At 59.8% G+C, this 16,723-nt stretch carries 16 protein-coding genes and 2 tRNA genes; 9 read left to right on the forward strand and 9 right to left on the reverse strand.

Annotation, left to right across the window (positions count from 1 at the left end):
- Positions 1-133: 133 nt before the first annotated feature.
- Complete coding sequence (locus ACLD9W_RS07035; protein WP_410841356.1) at positions 134-736, reverse strand: CNP1-like family protein; 603 nt, start codon at positions 734-736, stop codon at positions 134-136.
- A 111-nt stretch (positions 737-847) separates the two neighbouring features.
- Here ACLD9W_RS07035 and ACLD9W_RS07040 point away from each other — a divergent pair, with 111 nt between their 5' ends.
- Complete coding sequence (locus ACLD9W_RS07040) at positions 848-1,072, forward strand: sulfurtransferase TusA family protein (RefSeq protein ID WP_410841357.1); 225 nt, start codon at positions 848-850, stop codon at positions 1,070-1,072.
- A gap of 83 nt (positions 1,073-1,155) precedes the next feature.
- On the opposite strand, the gene tldD is transcribed toward ACLD9W_RS07040, so the two are convergent.
- Entirely contained in the window at positions 1,156-2,646 is a 1,491-nt protein-coding gene (gene tldD, locus ACLD9W_RS07045) for a metalloprotease TldD (RefSeq protein ID WP_410841358.1), read from the reverse strand.
- Positions 2,647-3,011: 365 nt separating this feature from the next.
- On the opposite strand from tldD, the gene recG reads away from it, so the two are divergent.
- On the forward strand, positions 3,012-5,051 hold the full coding sequence (gene recG / locus ACLD9W_RS07050) for an ATP-dependent DNA helicase RecG (RefSeq protein WP_410841359.1): 2,040 nt from the start codon (positions 3,012-3,014) through the stop codon (positions 5,049-5,051).
- 50 nt (positions 5,052-5,101) lie between these two features.
- Here the strand turns inward: recG and ACLD9W_RS07055 are convergent, their stop codons facing one another.
- Complete coding sequence (locus ACLD9W_RS07055; RefSeq protein WP_410841360.1) at positions 5,102-5,374, reverse strand: type II toxin-antitoxin system YafQ family toxin; 273 nt, start codon at positions 5,372-5,374, stop codon at positions 5,102-5,104.
- Entirely contained in the window at positions 5,371-5,652 is a 282-nt protein-coding gene (locus ACLD9W_RS07060) for a type II toxin-antitoxin system RelB/DinJ family antitoxin (RefSeq protein ID WP_410841361.1), read from the reverse strand. Before ACLD9W_RS07060 ends, ACLD9W_RS07055 begins: the two co-directional genes overlap by 4 nt.
- 110 nt (positions 5,653-5,762) lie before the next feature.
- Here ACLD9W_RS07060 and ACLD9W_RS07065 point away from each other — a divergent pair, with 110 nt between their 5' ends.
- Positions 5,763-6,464 carry a M48 family metallopeptidase gene (locus ACLD9W_RS07065; protein ID WP_410841362.1) on the forward strand — a complete coding sequence of 234 codons (702 nt, stop codon included), beginning with the start codon at positions 5,763-5,765 and terminating at the stop codon, positions 6,462-6,464.
- Positions 6,465-6,577: 113 nt separating this feature from the next.
- Here the strand turns inward: ACLD9W_RS07065 and ACLD9W_RS07070 are convergent, their stop codons facing one another.
- From ACLD9W_RS07070 to ACLD9W_RS07090, 5 genes are all read right to left on the reverse strand, one after another.
- The gene (locus tag ACLD9W_RS07070) at positions 6,578-7,147 is read right to left on the reverse strand and encodes a GNAT family N-acetyltransferase (protein ID WP_410841363.1); all 570 of its coding nucleotides are present in this window, start codon (positions 7,145-7,147) and stop codon (positions 6,578-6,580) included.
- A gap of 143 nt (positions 7,148-7,290) precedes the next feature.
- Positions 7,291-8,628 (reverse strand): argininosuccinate synthase, encoded by a 1,338-nt coding sequence (gene argG / locus ACLD9W_RS07075; protein ID WP_410841364.1) that lies wholly within the window; start codon positions 8,626-8,628, stop codon positions 7,291-7,293.
- A 171-nt stretch (positions 8,629-8,799) separates the two neighbouring features.
- Positions 8,800-8,875 (reverse strand) — tRNA-Ala (locus ACLD9W_RS07080).
- Positions 8,876-8,883: 8 nt separating this feature from the next.
- Positions 8,884-8,960 (reverse strand) — tRNA-Met (locus ACLD9W_RS07085).
- 100 nt (positions 8,961-9,060) lie between these two features.
- The gene (locus tag ACLD9W_RS07090) at positions 9,061-10,218 is read right to left on the reverse strand and encodes a class I SAM-dependent methyltransferase (protein WP_410841365.1); all 1,158 of its coding nucleotides are present in this window, start codon (positions 10,216-10,218) and stop codon (positions 9,061-9,063) included.
- Positions 10,219-10,539: 321 nt separating this feature from the next.
- Here ACLD9W_RS07090 and mraZ point away from each other — a divergent pair, with 321 nt between their 5' ends.
- The 6 genes from mraZ to ACLD9W_RS07120 all read left to right on the forward strand — a co-directional run bounded on the left by mraZ (position 10,540) and on the right by ACLD9W_RS07120 (position 16,720).
- The gene (gene mraZ / locus ACLD9W_RS07095; protein WP_410841366.1) at positions 10,540-10,995 is read left to right on the forward strand and encodes a division/cell wall cluster transcriptional repressor MraZ; all 456 of its coding nucleotides are present in this window, start codon (positions 10,540-10,542) and stop codon (positions 10,993-10,995) included.
- Positions 10,992-11,957: a 16S rRNA (cytosine(1402)-N(4))-methyltransferase RsmH gene (rsmH, locus tag ACLD9W_RS07100; protein WP_410841367.1), complete on the forward strand. Its 966-nt coding sequence runs from the start codon at positions 10,992-10,994 to the stop codon at positions 11,955-11,957. Before mraZ ends, rsmH begins: the two co-directional genes overlap by 4 nt.
- Before the next feature lie 31 nt (positions 11,958-11,988).
- On the forward strand, positions 11,989-12,249 hold the full coding sequence (ftsL, locus tag ACLD9W_RS07105; RefSeq protein ID WP_410841368.1) for a cell division protein FtsL: 261 nt from the start codon (positions 11,989-11,991) through the stop codon (positions 12,247-12,249).
- Positions 12,250-12,310: 61 nt separating this feature from the next.
- Entirely contained in the window at positions 12,311-14,314 is a 2,004-nt protein-coding gene (locus ACLD9W_RS07110; protein WP_410841369.1) for a peptidoglycan D,D-transpeptidase FtsI family protein, read from the forward strand.
- Positions 14,315-14,328: 14 nt separating this feature from the next.
- Positions 14,329-15,807, forward strand: coding sequence for a UDP-N-acetylmuramoyl-L-alanyl-D-glutamate--2,6-diaminopimelate ligase (locus ACLD9W_RS07115; RefSeq protein ID WP_410841370.1), 1,479 nt, complete (start codon positions 14,329-14,331; stop codon positions 15,805-15,807).
- Positions 15,808-15,892: 85 nt separating this feature from the next.
- Entirely contained in the window at positions 15,893-16,720 is an 828-nt protein-coding gene (locus ACLD9W_RS07120) for a peptidase (protein WP_410841371.1), read from the forward strand.
- Positions 16,721-16,723: the final 3 nt, after the last annotated feature.

The raw sequence follows: 16,723 nt of genomic DNA on the forward strand, positions 1-16,723 counted from the left end.
CGGCCACTTTCAGACGGCCACTTTCAGACGGCCACTTTCAGACGGCCACTTTCAGACGGCCACTTTCAGACGGCCACTTTCAGACGGCCACTTTCAGACGGCCACTTTCAGACGGCCTTGGGCGGCGGCGGGCTCAGTCGCTTTCTTTGCGGTTTTGCCTGCCCGAGGCGGCATTTTTGCCGCCGCGCTCGTCCAGCCGCCGCAGCAGTCCTTCGCGGGTTTCGGGTGCGCCGTCGTGGCACCAGATGCGGTAGAGGGTTTCGCGCACGGCGGCGGCGCTGTCGGGGCGGCCGCCGAGGTTTTGCCAGCGGGCGTTGCGGGCGGCTATCCAGCGGCGGTTGACGAGGTCGCCGTAGGCGTAGGTTTTGTAGGCGCTTTTTTTGCCTTCGCGGAGGTTGAAGGAGGTGTCGGCGCAGTAGAGGGCTTCTGCGCTGATGTTGTTGGTGCCGCCGTGTTGCGGCCGCAGGTTGAGGACGTAGCGCACGGTGCGGTCGGCTGCGGGGTGGATGCTGTCGCGGCTGATGAGGAGTTGGCCGGGGTAGGTGGGGGAGACGTAGAGTTCCGTCCAGCCGTCGGCGGTGGGGAAGGGCGGCAGGGGTTCTTCGGTTTCGGTGAAGACGGCGCGGCGGCGGTCTGCTTCGGTTTCGACGTAGCGGGTGTTGTAGTAGGTTTCTTTTTCGCTGGCGTGTGCCAGCGTGGAAACGAGGAGGAGGCTGAGCAGGAGGGGGCGGGTCATGGCTGTCCTTAGGGGTGGAAATGCGGCGGATTGTAACACCGTCGGCAGGGCGGGCTGTGTGCCGTGTGGGGGCTTGGGCTATAATCCGTGCCTTTTTGTGAGGAATGTTTGATGGACGGACATTATTTGGATGTGAAGGGTTTGAAATGCCCGCTGCCGATTTTGCGCGCGAAGAAGGCGCTGGCGGCGTTGGCGAGCGGCGAGGTGCTGACGGTGGAGGCGACGGACGCGGGCGCGCCCGACGATTTTGCCGCGTTCTGCCGCCAGACGGGGCATGTTCTTTTGGCTTTGGACGAGGCGGACGGTGTGTTCCGTATGGTGTTGCGGCGAAAGTAGCGCGGATGTGAAGAGGCCGTCTGAAACCTGTTGCGGGGTTTCAGACGGCCTTTGGTCTGTGTCGGACGGGGTTTCAGACGGCCTCAAATCTCGCTGCCACCGACAGTCAGCCCCGCATCGATACGCAGCGTGGGCTGGCCTACGCCTACGGGCACGCTCTGGCCGTCTTTGCCGCACACGCCTACGCCGCTGTCGAGCGCGGTGTTGTTGCCGATCATGGAAACGTGTTTGAGCACTTCGGGGCCGTTGCCGATGATGGTGGCGCCTTTGACGGGGTATTGCGGTTTGCCGTTTTCCACCCACCAGGCTTCCGAGGCGGAAAAGACGAATTTGCCGCTGGTGATGTCGACCTGCCCGCCGCCGAAATTCACGGCGTAGATGCCTTTGTTGATGGAGGCGATGATTTCGTCCGGCCCGTAGCGGCCGTTTTCCATAAAGGTGTTGGTCATGCGCGGCATGGGGGCGGAGGCGTAGCTTTCGCGGCGGCCGTTGCCGGTGGGGGATACGCCCATCAGGCGGGCGTTGGTTTCGTCCTGCATGTAGCCCACGAGGATGCCGTCTTCGATGAGGGTGGTGCGGCCGGTTTCGTTGCCTTCGTCGTCGATGTTGAGCGAGCCGCGACGGTGGGCGATGTCGCCCTGATCGACCACGGTTACGCCCGGGGCGGCGACGCGCTCGCCGATGCGGCCGGAGAACACGCTGGTCTGTTTGCGGTTGAAATCGCCTTCGAGGCCGTGGCCGACGGCTTCGTGCAGCAATACGCCCGGCCAGCCGCTGCCTAAAACGACGGTCATTTCGCCTGCGGGCGCGGGGCGCGATTCGAGGTTGGTGAGGGCTTGTTTGACGGCGGCTTCAACGTAGCCGCGCACGCGCTCGTCGTCGAAAAACTCGGGCCCGCCGCGCCCGCCGCCGCCCGCGCTGCCCATTTCGCGCCTATCGCCCTGTTTGGCAATGACGGTGACACTCAGGCGCACCAGGGGGCGGATGTCGGCGGCGTGGCGGCCGTCGAGGCGGGCGATGTAGACCATGTCGTATTCGCAGGTCAGCCCGGCCATGACCTGCACGATGCGCGGGTCGGCGGCTTTGGCGGTTTCTTCGATGCGGTGGAGCAGGGCGATTTTGGCGGCGGCATCCATGCTGCGGATGGGGTCGGCATCGCCGTGGATGCGGCGGACGCTTTTTTCAGACGGCGTGCGCACGGCCGCTTTGCCGCCTGCGGCGCCGATGGCGCGCACGGTTTGCGCCGAGCGCCTGATGGAATCGATGTCGAGGCTGTCGGCGTAGGCAAAGGCGGTTTTGTCGCCCGACACGGCGCGCACGCCCGCGCCCTGGCTGATTTGGAAGCTGCCCGATTTGACCATGCCCTCTTCGAGATGCCAGCTTTCGTAGGCGGTGCGCTGGCAGTAGATGTCGGCGTAATCGACGTGGTGCGCGCCGATGAGGGCGAGGCTTTGGGCGAGGTTTCCGGCATCGAGGCCATTGGCGGCGAGCAGGTCACATCGGACGGTTTGGACGGTATCTTGGTGCGGCATAAGGATTTTCGCTGTTGCGGTTGGGGCGCGATTATACGGCATTGCCGCGGGGGCAGATACGCCGTTTCGTAACAGGAAAACGGCAAAAATATTCTCTTTAAAAACAATTTTCTAAAAATAAATCGGCAAAAAATTAAAATAAGCCTTGATAACCATTATTATTTGTATATAATACGCCCTACCGGCTCACCGGCCGGGCCATTAAACAACCTTGTTTCAGTCTTTCATATCAACTTTCTTGGAGATTCCTTTATACGATTCAGCCTTTTTCCTCGATACTCAAAACCGAACCAAAGCACGAGCCCGCAGCCTGAAACTGCGGGTTTGTGCCGTTCGGAGGCCGTCTGAAACCCGTTTCAGACGGCCTTGCTATAATCCGCCGCCCGTCCGCACAAAAACCGGAAAACATGACTCCCGAAACCCGAAAACAGCTCAGAATCAGCGACACCGCCGCCAAAAAGCTCGACAAGCTCAATGTGCATACCGCGTGGGATTTGGTGCTGCACCTGCCGCTGCGCTATGAAGACGAAACCCACATCATGCCGATTAAAGATGCGCCCGTCGGCGTGCCGTGTCAGGTGGAAGGGGAGGTTTTGCATCAGGAAGTGATGTTCAAACCGCGCAAACAGCTTGTCGTGCAAATCGGCGACGGTGCGGGCAACGTATTGTTTTTGCGCTTTATTCACTTTTATCCCAGCCATCAGAAGCAAATGGCGGTGGGCAAACGCATCCGCGCCGTGGGCGAAATCAAACACGGTTTTTACGGCGACGAGATGATACATCCCAAAATCCGCGATGCCGAAACCGGCGGGCTGGCCGAGAGCCTCACGCCTGTTTATCCCACTGTAAACGGCCTCAACCAACCCACCCTGCGCCGCATCATTCAGACGGCCTTAGACACCACGCCGCTGCACGATACCCTGCCCGACGTGCTGTTAGGCCGTCTGAACCTGCCCCATCTGGCCGAAAGCCTGCGTCTCTTGCACGCGCCGCCGCCCGAGTTTACCGCCGCGCAGCTTTCAGACGGCACATTGCTCGCATGGCAGCGGCTCAAATTCGACGAACTTCTGGCGCAACAGCTCTCCATGCGGCTGGCGCGGCAAAAGCGTATCAGCGGCCAAGCCATGCCGCTTGTCGGCGACGGCTCGCTCAGCCAAGCCCTGCGCAACGCCTTGCCCTTCGCCCTCACCGGCGCACAAGAGCGCGCCGTAGCCGAAATCCGCCAAGACATGGCGCAAACCTTTCCCATGCACCGCCTGTTGCAGGGCGACGTAGGCAGCGGAAAAACCATCGTCGCCGCCCTTGCCGCGCTCGCCGCCATCGAAGCCGGCGCACAAGTGGCCGTAATGGCGCCCACCGAAATTCTGGCCGAACAGCATTTCATCAAGTTCAAACAATGGTTTGAACCGCTCGGCCTCGACATCGTATGGCTCTCCGGCAGCCAGCGCAAAAAAGCCAAAGACCAGGCCAAAGCCCTGCTTTCAGACGGCCTCGCCAAAATCGCCGTCGGCACGCACGCCCTGTTTCAAGACGACGTTGCCTTTCAAAACCTCGGCCTCGTGATTGTCGACGAACAACACCGCTTCGGCGTCGCCCAACGCCTCGCCCTGAAAAACAAAGGCCGCGACGTGCACCAGCTCATGATGTCCGCCACCCCCATTCCGCGCACCCTTGCCATGAGCTTTTTCGCCGACCTCGACGTATCCGTCATCGACGAGCTGCCGCCCGGCCGCACCCCCATCCAAACCCGTCTCGTCAACAGCCTGCGCCGCACCGAAGTCGAAGGCTACCTGCTCAATATCTGCCGCAAAGGCCAACAGGCATACTGGGTCTGCCCCCTGATTGAAGAGAGCGAAACCCTCCAGCTGCAAACCGCCACCGAAACCCTGGAGCAGCTTCAGACGGCCTTGCCCGAACTCAATATCGGCCTCGTGCACGGCCGTATGAAAGCCGCCGAAAAAGCCGCTGTGATGGCCGACTTTGCCGCAGGCCGTCTGAACGTACTCGTCGCCACCACCGTTATCGAAGTCGGCGTGGACGTACCCAACGCCGCCCTGATGGTGATCGAACACGCCGAACGCATGGGGCTGGCGCAGCTGCACCAGTTGCGCGGGCGCGTCGGGCGCGGCGCAGCCAAAAGCGTGTGCGTATTGCTGTTTGCCGAACCATTAAGCGAACTCGCCAAAGCGCGGCTCAAAGTGATTTACGAGCACACCGACGGCTTTGAAATCGCCCGCCAAGACCTCAACATCCGCGGCCCTGGCGAATTTCTCGGCGCACGCCAGAGCGGCGTCCCCATGCTGCGCTTCGCCAACTTGGAACAGGATTTGCACCTGTTGGAACGCGCCCGCGAAATCGCCCCTCAACTGATTGAGCAGCACCCCGACATCGTCAAAGCCCATCTCGACCGCTGGCTGGCCAGCCGCGCCGCCTACATGGGCGCGTAAACGGAAGAGGCCGTCTGAAAAGTTTCAGACGGCCTCCTTGCGCACAGCGTTCAGCCGAAAAGCTCCGAATGCGTCGCCAGCCGTGCCAAATGCAGCTCTCCGCCGCGTTTGGCATAAACCAGCAGCAAATCGGGTTTGACATGGCACTCGCGGTAATCTTTGAAATCACCCGTCAGCTGATGGTCGCGGTATTTTGCCGGAAGCTCCCGCCCGTGGCTCAGGCAAAACAACACTTCCGCCCATTCCGCCGTCAGCAGTGCCGCAAGCTGTTTTTTCGCGTCGCGCTTGAATTGGCCGGTCGGCACAAGCGGCAAAGGCGTCATTCCGGCAACCCTTCTATATCCCGCATCATCTCCTGTGCGCTGCCGTAACGTTTGGCCTGTGCAAATTCCTCCCGCGCCTGCACCAGGCTTTGGCGGGCGGCGTTGCTGTAAGTGCGGGCATGGTGCGTAAACGACAGCGGAACCGTATGCGTATCGGCAACCTGATTGAGAAACAGCTTGATGGCCTGCGAAGGCGAAAGACCGTAACTTTCAAATACGGCAAATGCCCGGTCGCGCAGCTCGCTGTCCAAGCGGATATTGTAATTTGTGTCAGACATATCTTACCTCCGTATATAATTTGTACGCCGAATGTACATGATTTATGGAAAAACAACAAACAAAGGCCGTCTGAAAACCTTTCAGACGGCCTCACATATCCCCAAACACCATGACCGACTTTATCCACACCCTTTCAGACGGCTGCCCCGTCCGCATCGCCCTCAAACACAGCGCGAAGAAAAACATCATCCTGCGCCCGCTTGCGGCGGATGCGGCAAGCGTCAACGTGCCCAAATGGTTCGGGCGGCGCAATCTGCAAATATGGCTGGCGGAACATGAAAACCTGCTGCGGCAGACGCTGGACAGATGGACGCAGAGGCCGTCTGAAAGCCTTTCAGACGGCCTGCCGCAGGAAATCTGGTTTCGCGGCGGCAGGCTGCCGCTGGCAACGGACGGCAGTGCGGACGCTGTGGTGCTGGACGGCTCGCGCATCCTGTTGCCCGAGGCCGCGCCCGCCGAGCAAAAACGGCTGCTGAAAGCCGCGCTGCGCCGCCATGCCGCGCAAACCCTGCCGCCACGCCTGTGGGCGCACGCAGGCCGTCTGAACCTGCGTCCCGCCGCCGCCGCGCTCACCGACGCCAAAACCTTTTGGGGCGTGTGCCGCGCGCGCACGGGTATCCGCCTCAACTGGCGGCTGGTCGGCGCGCCCGATTTCGTCGCCGACTATGTCTGCGTGCACGAACTCTGCCACCTGCCGCACCCGAACCACAGCGCGGCATTTTGGGAGCTGGTCGGCCGCCACACGCCGCACACGCAGGCGGCAAAAGACTGGCTCAAACGGCACGGGCGCGAGCTGTTTGTGTTGGGGTAGGGCGTTGTCGTGCACGAAGGCCGCCGCAGTGACGCTCCGCACCAAGATTCGCAGGAGGGTAAAAAGGAGGCCGTCTGAAAAAGGTTTCAGACGGCCTTTGCTTGATCTGTACGTCAGCCAAACGCCGCCAGTTTTGCTTCCAGCGCGGCTTTGGCCTGCGGCCATTCTTCACGCAGCATGCTGTAAACCACGGTGTCGCGCACACTGCCGTCTTTACGCAGTTTGTGGCGGCGCAGGATGCCGTCTTTTTTGGCGCCCAGCCGTTCGATGGCGCTTTGCGAGGCGGTGTTGAGGATGTCGGTCTGCCAGCCGACACAGGTGCAGCCGAGAGTGTCGAAGGCGTAGGTCAGCAGCATGAGTTTGCAGCAGGTGTTGATGCGGGTGCGCTGCGCGGAGCGGGCGTACCAGGTGTAGCCGATGTCGGCACGGGGGACGGCGGGGTCGGTGTTGTAGAGCGAGGTGCTGCCGACGACGCGGCCGCTGTCTTCGTCGATAACGGCAAAGGCGGTGCGTGTTTGCAGGGCGGTTTGAATATAGGCTGCCACTTGATCGGGTGCGGGGGCGGTGGTAACTAAAAGCTCCCAGATGTTGCCGTCGCACACGGCTTCGCGCAGGTCGGTTTCGTGCTGCGGGGTGAGGGGTTCGAGGCGGACGCGGTTCAGGCGCAGGGTGGGGGTGTTCATGGGTTTTCCGTTTGTATGGGGGGGGGTGTGGAAACGATGTTTTCAGACGGCCTTTCATATTTGAAAAAGCAGCCTGAAAGCGAGCTTGCGAGCTTCTGCGAAGCTAAAACCGTTTCCCCGTTTCAGGCTGCCTTATGGGCGTTTTATTTGTTATCCAACTTTGGCAATACCGAGCCTTCGCCCAGTTGCAACAATCCGCTTTGCGAGTAGATGCCGAGCTTGGCGCGGGTGTCGGAAATGTCCAAGTTGCGCATGGTGAGCTGGCCGATGCGGTCCAGCGGGGTGAAGGCGGCGTTTTCTACTTTTTCCATGCTCAATCGTTCGGGCTGGTAGGTGAGATTGGGCGACTCGGTGTTGAGAATGGAGTAGTCGTTGCCGCGGCGCAGTTCCAGCGTTACTTCGCCGGTAATCGCGCGGGCAACCCAGCGTTGGGCGGTTTCGCGCAGCATCAGCGCTTGGCTGTCGAACCAGCGCCCTTGGTACAGCAGTCTGCCCAGGCGCAGGCCGTTGATGCGGTATTGTTCAATGGTGTCTTCGTTGTGGATGCCGGTTACCAAGCGTTCGTAGGCGATGTGGAACAGTGCCATGGCGGGGGCTTCATAGATGCCGCGCGATTTGGCTTCGATGATGCGGTTTTCAATTTGGTCGCTCATGCCGAGGCCGTGGCGGCCGCCGATGCGGTTGGCTTCAAGGAACAATTCTACAGGGTCGGCAAAGGTTTTGCCGTTGAGCGCAACGGGCACGCCTTCTTCAAAGCGCACGGACACGGTTTCGGCTTTGATTTCAACGTCTTCATCCCAAAACGCCACGCCCATGATGGGTTTGACGATTTTGATGCCGCTGTTCAGAAATTCCAAATCTTTGGCTTCGTGCGTTGCGCCGAGCATATTGGAGTCGGTGGAATAGGCTTTCTCCACTGACATTTTGTAGTTGAAGCCGTTGGCAATCAGAAATTCGCTCATTTCGTGGCGACCGCCCAGTTCGTCGATAAATTGCTGGTCGAGCCAGGGTTTGTAGATTTTCAGCGCGGGATTGGTCAAGAGGCCGTAGCGGTAGAAGCGCTCGATGTCGTTGCCTTTGTAGGTACTGCCGTCGCCCCAAATGTTGACGTCGTCTTCTTTCATGGCGGAAACGAGCATGGTGCCGGTAACGGCGCGACCCAGAGGCGTGGTGTTGAAGTAGGCGATGCCGCCGGTGGAAACGTGGAACGCACCGCATTGGATGGCGGCGATGCCTTCGTGTGCCAACTGCGCGCGGCAGTCGATCAGGCGGGCGTTTTCCGCACCGTATTCCATCGCTTTTTTGGGAATGGCATTGTAGTCGTCTTCGTCGGGCTGACCGAGGTTGGCGGTGTAGGCATAAGGCAGCGCGCCTTTGAGTTTCATCCACAGGAGGGCGGCGGAGGTATCAAGACCGCCGGAGAAGGCGATGCCGACTTTTTGACCGATGGGGAGGGATTGGAGGATGGTGGCGGTGGTCATGGGTTGTCCTTTGCAGTTGGGTGACAGAAGGTGCGGATTATGCCTTTTGCGGCGGGGTTTGTCAGGTTGTGTAAAGCAAAGGCCGTCTGAAAAAGGGGTTCAGACGGCCTTTTCACGAGCAAAAAAGCAAAAAGCAGCTTGGTTTGAAAACCAAGCTGCTTTTGTTTTATCTGGTGGAGGTAAGCGGGATCGAACCGCTGACCTCTTGCATGCCATGCAAGCGCTCTACCAACTGAGCTATACCCCCAAATTTTTTGGTGGCGAATCAGGGACTCGAACCCCGGACACAAGGATTATGATTCCTCTGCTCTAACCGACTGAGCTAATTCGCCGTGAAGTGAAGCCGCGATTATACGGCTTTTTTTTGCCTGGGCAACCGGTTTTTCTGAGCTTTTTCTTTTCCGATTGATTTTAATCGTTAAAAAAACCGCCTCACAGTTTGTGGCAGATGTCGCCGCGGGTAAAGCCCTGCCAGTCGACGCCGATATTGCGGCCGAAGGCGATAACTTTGAACAACTCGCCCATTTCGTGCGGCATCAGCAGCTTTTGCAGGGCGGAGGCCGTCTGAACGTAGGCGGGGGAGTCGGGCGCTAGGTTTTGCCGTTCGAGCAGTTCGGTGATGCCGAGGTTGAGCAGGAAATCGGCTTGTGTGGTGTAGCCGATCAAATCCAATCCGCCGTCGGTGCCTGCTTGGGCGGTGTCGGTGAAGTTGACGTGGGCGGTGAGGTCGGTAAGGCCGACGCGGAAAAAGGGGTCGTGCACGGTATGGTGGCGGTAGTGGCCGATCAGCGTGCCTTCGTTGCGCTGCGGATGGTAATACTGGGCGGCATCGAAACCATAGTCGATGAAGATGATGCCGCCACGCGTGAGGCGTTCGGCCAGCGTGCGTACGAAAGCGTATTGCGCCGGATGCAGCTCGCCGGTGTAAGGCTCGGCATCGGGGAAATATTGCGCGGCGGCTTGCAGCAGGGCAGGGCGGGTAAGTGGCGATGTGCGGCGAACAAACTGCCCGTTTTCCAAGCCGACGCCGATTTGCCAAAAGCAGCCGTGTTCGCGGCGCACGAGTTCGACAGGCATGGCATCGAGCACTTCGTTGCCGATGGCAATGCCGTCGAGGCTTTCGGGCAGGGCATTGAGATGCACGACTTTGGCGGCGGCTTCGGGGGTGGTGTTGTCGGCGATGAACTGGCGTTGCCGTTCGGCCAAGTCGGGCGAGAGTTCGACGATGTAATAGCGGTTGAGGCCGTCTGAAAGGCTGTTGAGCAGCGTGGCGGCCAGATCGCCCGTGCCTGCGCCGAATTCGTAAACGTTACCGGCGGTTTGCGGCAGCAGTTCGCCGATTTGGCGGGCAAGGGTTTGGCCAAATAGGGGGGTGAGGGCGGGGGCGGTAACGAAGTCGCCCGCCGCGCCGATTTTGTGCGCGCCGCCCGTGTAATAGCCGTATTGCGGGGCGTAAAGGGCGAGTTCCATAAAGCGGGAAAAGGGGATGAGGCCGTCTGAAAGGGCGATTTCTTCTCGGATGGTTTGTTTGAGGTGTTCGGAAGATTCGAGGGCTTCTGCGGAGGGTTCGGGAAGGTTTGCGGCGGTCATGGTTAACTTGTGTAAAAATGAAATGGCAATCGCGATGATTGATGGTGTAAAGGTATGGTGCGTTACTGTTTCGGCAGCATGCGGTGAAATGTTAAGTGCGTGTATTTTATACGGGAAGGCAGTGCGGGTGGTATGGCGCGGCTTTGCGCCCTTGTGAGGAGGAGGATTTGGGTTGTCTTTAAGTGTCTGTTCCTTATTTTGTTTTCCCGGGTTTCCGTTTGACCGTATGCCGTGTTTTTATTTATAGTACGGCCCGAGTGGGGGAAAGTGGTGCAAAGTGTGTCAATTTTCCCTGATTAAAGAATTTTTCGGGCGCGTTTTATGTTTGGCGGCATTCACGATTTAAATATCGACAGCAAAGGACGCTTGGCGGTTCCCGCCAAGTTCCGCGATTTGCTGCTGCGCAAATACACGCCCGCGTTGGTTGCCACGCTGGAAAACCGCGAGCGGCTGCTGCTTTATCCCGAAAGCGTTTGGGAGCAGGAAGCGCAGCGGCTGATGTCGGTAAACGTGGCGGGTAACGCCAAACTTTCTGCATGGCGCGATTTGCTGCTCAACAATGCCGAAGTGATGGAAATGGACGCGGCAGGACGGATTCTGCTGCCTGCCAACCTGCGCCGCAAGGTGCAGCTTGATAAAGAAGTGGCGCTGACAGGCAGGGTCAACCGTTTGGAGCTGTGGGACAGGGAAACCTTCCATGCCAAAGACGATGCCGCGCTCGACATCGATCCCGAAGAGCTGGATTTCGAGCTGGGTCAGATAGGATTCCAGCTGTGAGCGACGAAACGTTTTTCCATGTCACCGTTTTGCTGAACGAAGCGGTGGATGCACTGAACGTGGTTTCAGACGGCATCTATGTCGACGGCACGTTCGGACGTGGCGGTCATTCCCGCCTGATTTTGTCCAAGCTCGGCGAAAACGGCCGTTTGGTGGTGTTTGACAAAGATCCGCAGGCGGTTGCCGTGGCGCAGGAGTTGGCGCGTCAGGATAGCCGGGTCAGCGTGGTACACGACGGTTTTTCCTCTTTTCAGACGGCCTTGGATGCGCTGGGTATTGAAAAAATAGACGGTGCGCTGTTCGATTTGGGCATTTCGTCGCCTCAAATAGACGACGGTTCGCGCGGATTCAGCTTCCGCTTCGATGCGCCCCTGGATATGCGGATGGACACCACGCGCGGCATGTCGGCGGCGCAGTGGCTGGCAGTTGCCGACGAAAACGAAATTTGCGAGGTAATCAGGAATTATGGTGAAGAGCGGTTTGCCCGTCCGATTGCGCGCGCCATTGTCGCGCAGCGCGGCGAAAACCCCGTCGATACAACCGGCAAGCTGGCGCGTATCGCGGCGCAAAACGTCCGTACTCGCGAGCGCGGCCAAGATCCGGCGACACGGACGTTTCAGGCCGTTCGGATTTTCATCAACCGTGAGCTTGAAGAAATAGAAGCGGTATTGCCGCAGGCGGCAGGTCGTCTGAAAGAAGGCGGGCGGCTGGCGGTAATTGCCTTCCACTCCTTGGAAGACCGCATCGTCAAACAGTTTTTCAAACGGTATTCCGCCCATGAGCCGCTGCCCAAATGGGCGATGGTGCGCGATGCGGATCTGCCGCCGCCGCCGCTGAAAACAGTCGGCAAACCCGTGAAAGCATCGGAAGGCGAAGTGGCGGCCAATCCGCGTGCCCGTTCGGCGGTGCTGAGGGTGGCGGAGCGTACCGAAGGCGCGTTCGGCGGCCGTGAGGCCGTCTGAAAACCAACAGAGTTTGCGGAAGCCAAAACGGATGAACTATATCAATATCGCATTGCTGGTGCTGGCGCTCGGATCGGGCTTTGCCGTCGTCTCCCAGCAAAACCGTGCCCGCCAGCAGCATATCGAGCTGGCGGAGGCGGAAAAGCAGCAGCAGGAGCTGGAAAAGGATTTCGCCCGTCTGCAACTCAAACAGGCGGAATTGTCGAACCACCAACTGGTCAAACGGGCGGCGGCCAAAGCCAGACTCGCACCGCCGCAGGCCGCCGACACCCGAGTGGTGGAAACCGAATAACAACAAAAACCGGCCTGTGCCGGACACGCAGAGAAAATTCCCACAAGAAAGCAGTAGCAGTATGTTGATTAAGAACGAATACAAGCCGAAGATGCTGCCCGGGCAGGAAAAGGGCAAAAAGCCGGTTACCAGCAACGGGCGGATTTATTTCATGCTCGGCGCGCTGGGCGCCGGTTTTCTTGCGCTGATCGGACGCGGCCTGTATCTGCAGACTTCGCATCACGAATTCCTCACAGAAGAGGGCAACAAGCGCTTTGTGCGCACCGTGAAGCTGCCTGCCGCGCGCGGCCTGATCACCGACCGCAATGGCGCGCGCCTGGCGTTGAGCGCGCCCGCCGAATCCCTGTATGCCATCCCTTCCGAAGCCAATCTCACGGCCGAAGAAATCGACACCCTTTCCGAGCTGATTGACGTGCCTGCCGACATCATCAGCGAGCGTCTCGACAGAAAAAGCACCGTTTCCTATATCGCCCGCCGTCTGAAACCCGATACCGTTGAAGCCGTGAAGGCGCTCGGCATCGACGGCCTGAAATTCCGCGACGACAAAGAAAAAGACGGTACGCCCTCGGGCACGCAGTCGCTCTATGTGCGCCCGGGCGAACTGGCCGTGCTGCCCGACGATGCCAAGCTGCAAGAGCTGGCCGACGTGCTCAATCCCGCCATCCAGTCCAAGCTCGACAAAAAAAGCGTCGAAGTGCTCAAAGCCGACATGGGCAAAAAAATCGATTTCGTGTTTCTCAAACGCCAGTTGAAACCCGAAACCGCCCAACGCGTTGCTGCCTTGAAAATCAAGGGTCTGGCTTTCCAGCAAGAGCCGCAGCGGCACTATCCGGGCGGCAGCCTGTTCGCACAAATCATCGGCTTCACCAATATCGACGGCAAAGGCCAGGAAGGCTTGGAATTGTCGCGCGAGAAAGAACTGCACGGCCGCGACGGCCGCAAAGTCGTGTTGCGCGACAACAAAGGGCACATCGTCGACAGCATGGAAGACGGCGGCAGCCAAGCGCCGCACGATGGCCGCGACATCGTTTTATCGGTCGACCAGCGCATCCAAACCCTGGCTTATGAAGAGTTGAGCAAAGCCGTGGCACACCACCAGGCCAAAGCGGGCAGCGCCGTCGTGCTCGATGCCCGCACGGGCGAAATCCTCGCCATGGTCAACGGCCCGTCCTACGATCCGAACGAGCCGGGCGAAGCCGACAGCGACCAGCGCCGCAACAGAGCCGTTACCGATATGTACGAATTCGGCTCGGTGCTCAAACCCTTCCCCATCGCCAAAGCGCTGGACGACGGCAAAATCAACCCGCGCTCCCAGTTCAACACCCAGCCGTACAGCGTCGGCGGACATCCCGTGCGCGACACGCACCTGTATCCCTCGCTCGACGTGCGCGGCATCATGCAGAAATCGTCCAACGTCGGTACCAGCAAAATCTCGCTGATGTACGACGCCGAAGATATGTACGACTACTACCGCAGCCTCGGTTTCAAAACCAAGCCCGGGATCGGCTTTCCCGGCGAGGCTTCGGGACAGCTGCGCAACTGGAAAAACTGGGGCAAATTCGACCAAGCCACCATGTCCTTCGGCTACGGCATGCAGATGAGCCTGCTGCAACTGGCGCGCGCCTACACCGTGCTCACCGCCGACGGCCGCCTGATGCCGCTTTCGATTGAAAAACTCGACGGCGCACCCGAGGGCGAGCGCATCCTCAAACCCGACACCGCCAAAGCCATGCGCAAAATCATGGTCGCCGTTACCGAAAAAGGCGGCACGGGCACGGCGGGCGCGGTAGAAGGCTTCGACGTCGGCGCGAAAACCGGCACGGCGCAGAAGGTCGTCGGCCGCACTTACGCCCGCAACAAACACATCGGCACGTTTATCGGCTTCGCCCCGGCCGACAAACCCCGCGTTATCGTTGCCGTCACCATCGACGAGCCGCGCGCCAACGGTTACTACGGCGGCATCGTTGCCGGCCCTGTGTTCAAAGGCATTATGGCGGGCAGCCTCAACATCCTCGGCGTCACGCCCACCAAGCCCGTGAAAGCCGCCGTGCCCGCTGCCGGATAAGGAAACCAGCCATCATGTTCAGCGATTCGAACCCACCGGTGGAAACCGGCTTTCCGCCCCTGCTGTGTGAAAACGCGGCGGGGCGTTTGCTGCATTCGGACAGCCGCCAAATCAAGCGCGGCGATATTTTTGTTGCCTGTCAGGGCGAGTATTCAGACGGCCGCAGCTACATTCCCGCTGCGATTGAGGCGGGTGCGGCCTTTGTGTTTTGGGACGACGACGGCGCGTTCCAATGGAATCCCGAATGGAACGTGCCCAATCAGGGCATCAAAGACTTGAAACACCGCGCCGGCATCCTCGCCGCGCAAGTGTACGGCAACCTTTCAGACGGCCTCAAAGTCTGGGGCGTAACCGGTACCAACGGCAAAACCTCGATTACCCAATGGCTCGCGCAGGTGGCAGATTTGCTCGGCGACAAAACCGCGATTATCGGCACGGTGGGCAACGGCTTTTGGGGCGCGCTCGAAGACACCACCCACACCACACCCGCGCCGGTGGAAGTGCAAACCCTGCTGCACCGTTTCCGCGAACAGGGCGCAACCGCCGCCGCGATGGAAGTGTCCAGCCACGGCCTCGACCAAGCCCGCGTCAACGGCGTGCCGTTCCAAACGGCCGTGTTTACCAACCTCACGCGCGACCATCTCGACTACCACGGCACAATGGAAGCCTACGGCGCAATCAAATCGCGCCTGTTTTACTGGCGCGGCCTGAAACACGCCGTGATTAATTCAGACGACCCCTACGGTGCAGAGTTGATAGGCCGTCTGAAAGCCGACCGCCCCGATTTGGCCGTGTACGGCTACGGCTTTGGCGATGCGGCCGACATCCGCATCACAGCATTTGCCGCCGCTTCAGACGGCATGGAAGTTTCCCTCGACACGCCGTGGGGCAAAGGCAGCGTCAAAACGCGGCTCTTGGGCAGGTTTAACGCGCAAAACCTCGCCGCCTGCGTGGGCGTACTCTGCGCCGCAGGCCATCCGCTCGACAAAGTGCTGGCCGCGCTCGCGCAAATCCGTCCCGCCACCGGCCGCATGGACTGCATCATCGAAAGCGGCAAACCATTGGTTGTTGTCGATTACGCCCACACGCCCGACGCGCTCGAAAAAGCCCTTGCCACCCTGCAGGAAATCAAACCGCAGGGCGCGGCCTTGTGGTGCGTGTTCGGCTGCGGCGGCAACCGCGACCGCGGCAAACGGCCGCTGATGGGCGCGGCGGCGGTAAAAGGCGCGGACAAAGTCGTCGTCACCAGCGACAACCCGCGCATGGAAAACCCCGACGACATCATCGCTGACATCCTACCCGCCGTATCCGCACCCGAGCGCGTCGAAACCGACCGCCGCGCCGCCATCGAATTTGCCGTGCAACACGCCGCAAGTGCCGACATCATCCTGATTGCCGGCAAAGGCCACGAAACCTACCAAGATGTACAGGGCGTGAAGCATCATTTTTCCGACTTTGAAATTGCCCAAGCGGCGCTGGGCAAACGGCAGTAAAAGCAAAAAGGCCGTCTGAAAGCTGCAAAACCCTTTTCAGACGGCCTTTCTTATGGCGGAGGCCGTCTGAAAACAGGAGTCAGCAATGAACATGAAGAAACTGGTCAAACTCACCAACGTCATCGGCATCGTATCGGTGCTGCTGCTGGTGTACTGGGTGTTCGCCTTCATACTGGCGCAGGTGTTCGACCTGAAAGTGTTCCGCGAACACATCACCGAAATGTTCGCCATGAGCGTGCTGGGCATCATCGCCCTGATGGCGGGTGCGCTGATGCTCAACATCATGCTGAACCTGACCCGCATCGCCGAGCGTAATCAGGAAACGGCGGCGGGCGGCAAAAAAACGGCGTGGCTGCTGCTGGCGCTGTTTCCCCTGCTGGCCGCACTGCTGTTTGGCGGCAACTACCTTTCCGAACAGCGCAAGCAGCAGATTCTGCTGCAATCGGCCGAGCGCATCGTACAAAGCGGCGACACGGCCGCGCTGGCCGACTACCGTTTCGACCTGCCCTACATCCTGCAAACGGCCGACACGCTCAAACTAATGGAAAAGGAAAACACCGCCTTCCGCAGCGTTTCCCTGATCGCCCCCGACACCATCGGCGGCAAACCTGTTTACTTGGCCTTTTACGACGAGGCCGACAGCTACCGCAACCTGACCGGCGTGCAGCCCGCCGCCGACGGTTTCTTCGCCAAAGAGCAGGATCGTGTGAAAACCGTGCGCAAAATCGACCATATTTACGCCGCCGATTTGGCCGAGCGCGAATATCTGCAACAGGTTTTTGCCGGGCAGGGCGGCGTCCGCTTTCAGGCCGACGGCGGCAACTACACCCTGTACTACCCCTACCGCAAAAACGGCAAAACCGTCGTCCTTGTTTTTTCCGATTACCAGCAGTACGGCAAATTCGGCAGCTAGGGC

The organism is Neisseria sp. WLZKY-1, from assembly GCF_046546535.1.
GTDB lineage: Bacteria > Pseudomonadota > Gammaproteobacteria > Burkholderiales > Neisseriaceae > Neisseria.